The sequence below is a fragment of the Acinetobacter sp. UBA3461 genome, assembly GCF_002381195.1.
Lineage (GTDB): Bacteria > Pseudomonadota > Gammaproteobacteria > Pseudomonadales > Moraxellaceae > Acinetobacter > Acinetobacter schindleri.
This window is the reverse complement of record NZ_DFRO01000028.1, coordinates 1-4,438: the sequence shown is the minus strand read 5'-3', so window position 1 is coordinate 4,438 and position 4,438 is coordinate 1. Positions and strand designations below refer to the sequence as shown.

Genomic DNA, 4,438 nt, shown 5'->3' with positions numbered 1-4,438 from the left:
ACTTCAAGTTTTACTCTGCCAAGCCTTAAACGTAAAAACGATTAAAAAATAGATTTTAAAGAGTTTATATATTTTTTAATCTTGAATTTGAAATATAGAACAAAGAGTTATTTTCATTGTTTAGTAAAATAATAAAAAATATCTAAGATTTTAAAAATATTAAAGAAATGATAAATATATTCAAATAAATCCAGAAAAATAATTGGGATCAAAAAGTTAATACTGTGGTCGGATTTTAAATAAATACGTTGTTCAGCATGATGCAGCCATTACTTCTTATGTTGGTTAAGGACAAAGAAAATGCGTCGTCATAATTTATGGATAGCAATCATTGCTGCAACAGCGACTTTAGGAATAACAGCTGCTCAAGCTGATTTTATTGACGACAGTAACGTTCAATTAAAATTTAAGAATTTTTATTTAGAACGTAATTATGATAATGAATCTCAAAAAAACTATGGTAACTGGACGCAAGCGGTAACACTAGATGCTAAGTCTGGTTATCACGATATCGGTGGTGGGGTTCAGGTAGGTGCCGATCTATTAGCACAATATGCCGTAGGTTTGAAATCTCCTGATAATGTGAATGATATTCACATGCCATATAGCAACAAAGAGCAGAAGACTGAACGTGATAATGCCAAGTTGGGCGTAACCTTAAAAGCAAAAGTTGGTCAAACTGAATTGAAAGTAGGTGACTTACAACCCATGTCACCAGTGGTGTTCTTTGATCCATCTCGTCAATTGCTAACGACCTATAGTGGCGCATGGCTAGAATCTAAAGATATCAAAGACACTAAACTGACCTTGGCTTATATTGATGGTATTAATGCGCGTTATGATAATCAATATCAAAATTTAACGCTGTTCCCGCAAAATGATTTTGCTAAAGCTGAAGCTGCAGGTCTATCCACTGATGACGGTATGTATATCGTAGGAATCGACCATCAATTCACACCTGAATTTACTAGTAGCTATTGGTATGCCGATGTGACCAATATCTATAAACAGCATTATGTAGCTACAGATTATAAAACAACTGTCGGTGAAAAGACTAAGCTCGATGGACACGTTCGCTACTTTGATAACAGTGAATCTGGTGACAAACTTTATGGCAATATCGATAGCCAGGCGGTTTCTGCAGGCCTAAAAGTAAATCAGGGTGCTCATACAGTTCAGTTGGGCTATCAGCAAATGTTTGGTGATCATGGTACGAGAGCCACTATGTTCCCGACTCTGGGCGGATGGGTTCCACAACCATATTTAGACAACTGGTCTGTAGCAAGTTTTATTCGTAAAGACGAAAAATCATGGAGTCTTGGTTATACCTATGACTTCTCAGAGCTGGGTGCAAAAGGTTTAACTGCAACTTTACGTCATTTTAAAGGATGGGACGTAGACAATGGTGCTGGCAATAAGCGTGGTAAGGAAGATGAAAACAATGTAATTGTTAATTATGTTGTTCCTGAAGGTAAATTAAAAGGCTTAGGTTTCCAATACATGTTCATCGATACCAACTATGACAATATTGCAGGTGGCTTTGATTTGCAGGAACATCGTATTGCAACAACTTATACCTATAAATTCTAAAATTGAGAATTTAAAAGAGCGGTATACTAATACCGCTCTTTTTTATGTCATTTGAAATTTAAAGCCTGAGTATTCATAAGGAATTATTTTTAAAATAATTATATAAAACAATATCTTAAATTATATATTTTTTATAGTATGCAATCGTAATTTTGTATCAGTTGAGCTGTGCTAAGCGGTTAATATAAAGCTGTAAAAATTCATTTTTTAAAGAGTCAACTTGCCGTCGACCTCTGAATAGATGGACACGCAAGCTAAAGACTGTACGAGGAATCAACATGAGCACTGTTCAAATCCCTGATTATAAAACAGATCCATTCTTTGGCTTAGAAGACAAATGGATTGAAACTGCAGAAGGTGAGTTGACTCACTACCACGAAATTGGTGAAGGTACACCAATTCTATTCCTTCATGGTTCTGGTACTGGCGTATCTGCTGCTGCAAACTGGTGGTTGAACCTGCCTGCAATTGGTGAGCAAGCACGTTGTATCGCAATTGACACGATTGGTTATGGTCAAACTGTTGTTGCACCTAACACTGCTTATGGTATCCGTGCCTGGGTTGATCACGCGATCCGTACTCTAGATGCTCTTGGCATTGAAAAAACCTGGTTGGTAGGTAACTCTTTAGGTGGCTGGTTGGCATTCCAATTGGCACTGGATTATCCAGAGCGTGTTTTAGGTATTGTATCTATGGGTACCGGCGGTGCAAAACAGACTGCTGCACTGAAAGCACATGCAAATCCAGTATTGACCGAAGAAGGTATCAAAAAGACACTTTCTATGTTCGTTGTGAACAAAGACCTGATTACTGATGAATTGGTGAAAGTACGTTTTGCTTCTGCTGCAAATGACTATGCATCAAACCGTTTGATGGATGTTGTAGGGGCACGTGACCGTGACCGTTTCGAATTCCCGTTAGACTTCGAAAAGATGAAAGACATCACTGTTCCTGTACTTTTGATTCACGGTACTCAAGACGTGGTGATTCCAGTTTCTCGTACTTGGGACATCCTGAACATCGTGCCAAATGCTGATGCACATATTTTCAGCCAATGTGGCCACTGGTCTCAAGTTGAAAAAGCAGATGAGTTCAATACTGTCATTAAAAACTACCTGGCTGTTCACGGCGTAAAATAAGTCGTAGCTCGGTGAAAAAGGATGGCTGAAGCCATCTTTTTTTATACTTAAAAAGATAAAATTAAATGCATTCAATGAGGGTGATTCTCATTAACCACTGATTTAGATTTAAACATAATTTGCACAATATCTTTGGCGTCTAAATCCTTTTTTCTTACCCTTAAAATCGCATTAGACTTAAGTTGTAAAAGCAGGGGGTGGTTTGAGTATTAAATAATCAATTTGGAAATTTTGATAGATTTTTTTAATACAGCAGTTGGCTGAAATATAGATTAAAACGTTAAATACAGATGTTTCTGTTTGATTAAAAAATACACATTTGAATTGGGGGAATAAAAAACGCGCCTCTGAGCTTGTCAGTAAGCGCGTCGGGATTAAGCTAAAGGCTTATTTTTACTGATCGCGATTAATATCGAGATAGAATACACGTGTCAGTAATTCAAGGAATTTCTTCACTGCAACCGAATTGCCATCTTTACGGTAGCTGACATACAGATCCAGATAAGGCAGTTCAACGTCTAAGGGACGAATCACCGTATTGTTCATGGTCAGTGGCGCGATATAGCCTGGCAGAATAGTACAACCTAAACCAATCCCGATCGAGTTGATGTTAAACAGAATATTGTCTGCTTTCTGCACAATATTAAATTCAATACCATTGGCTTTAGCGAAGTCCAGGATAGCATTGTGCAGCGTCAATGACTGTTCTGCTGAAGGAATAATAAAATCAATGCCATTGAGGGCTTTCACCGGAATACGGTCATATTTCGCAAGTGGATGATCTTTCGGAAGAATAAAGATTAACGGTTCACGAATGACAAACTGGCTTTCAATTTCATCACTATGGAAATTGTGACGGGTAAAGGTCAGATCTAGCTCACCTTTTTTGAGCAGTTTCATCTGTTCAGTGTTATTCAGGCTGAGCAGTTCAATTTTCAGGTCTGGATTTTGAACGCGCAGATTTGGCAGCACATAAGGGAAGATTTTCATCTCTGCTACAGGAACGAAACCAATGCGCAGCATCTGCTGCTTGGCTTGTGATACCTGGCGTGCCATGGCAATCGCTTTATCTGCTTGAGCCAGCGTCAGGCGTGCCTGTTCAAGGAATACAGCACCTTCCTCAGTGAGTTCGACTTTACGCTTAGTACGGTTGAGTAGCTTTACGCCGACATCTTCTTCCAGGTCTTTGATTTGCTGACTCAAAGAAGGCTGTGCCGTATAAAGTTTGAGTGCCGCCTTGCTAAAGTTCAGTTCTTCAGCAACGGTAATAAAGTAACGAAGATGTCGTAATTCCATAAAACTAGCCCGCCGAGTAATCCAAAAAATGTATTACTATAATTTTCAGGCAGTATAGTGCATAAGCAACTATATGGTGAAGCTTATTTTACCATTCACAAAGTAAATGAATGTGTCGTAAAAAAAGTGTTTTAATGGAGAATATCGCCAAGTGATTAATTGGTGAAATCTATTAATCAAAACAAAAAAAATATTTCCGCAAATTCACTCAAAAATCCATCATCGTTGAAAAGTTGAGTCTATTACTTTGTGCCATATCTGGTCACAGGAGAGCTTTTCATGAGTGGAAAAATTGATGTGCGCGAAATCGACGCTTTAGTCGATGCACAAAATGGACGTATCACGCCATCTATCTATACAGATCCTGACATTTACGAATTAGAACTTGAACGTGTCTTCGGTCGTACATGGTT

3 protein-coding genes are annotated in these 4,438 nt (G+C 38.2%); 2 read left to right on the top strand and 1 reads right to left on the bottom strand.

The features are described 5' to 3' along the window. The first annotated feature begins 300 nt into the window (after positions 1-300). Both B3D47_RS09325 and B3D47_RS09320 read left to right on the top strand, forming a co-directional pair. On the top strand, positions 301-1,590 hold the full coding sequence (locus tag B3D47_RS09325; protein WP_286861617.1) for an OprD family outer membrane porin: 1,290 nt from the start codon (positions 301-303) through the stop codon (positions 1,588-1,590). Between the two features lie 278 nt (positions 1,591-1,868). Continuing rightward, positions 1,869-2,729, top strand: a complete 861-nt coding sequence (locus tag B3D47_RS09320) for an alpha/beta fold hydrolase (RefSeq protein WP_004813371.1) — start codon at positions 1,869-1,871, stop codon at positions 2,727-2,729. Between the two features lie 393 nt (positions 2,730-3,122). Here the strand turns inward: B3D47_RS09320 and hcaR are convergent, their stop codons facing one another. After that, positions 3,123-4,025: a DNA-binding transcriptional regulator HcaR gene (gene hcaR / locus B3D47_RS09315; RefSeq protein ID WP_286861613.1), complete on the bottom strand. Its 903-nt coding sequence runs from the start codon at positions 4,023-4,025 to the stop codon at positions 3,123-3,125. Positions 4,026-4,438: the final 413 nt, after the last annotated feature.

Bases quoted from the DNA above. Each gene is read 5' to 3' on its own strand.
- B3D47_RS09325 (WP_286861617.1), top strand. From the start codon at position 301: ATGCGTCGTCATAATTTATGGATAGCAATCATTGCTGCAACAGCGACT.
- B3D47_RS09320 (WP_004813371.1), top strand. From the start codon at position 1,869: ATGAGCACTGTTCAAATCCCTGATTATAAAACAGATCCATTCTTTGGC.
- hcaR (WP_286861613.1), bottom strand. From the start codon at position 4,025: ATGGAATTACGACATCTTCGTTACTTTATTACCGTTGCTGAAGAACTG.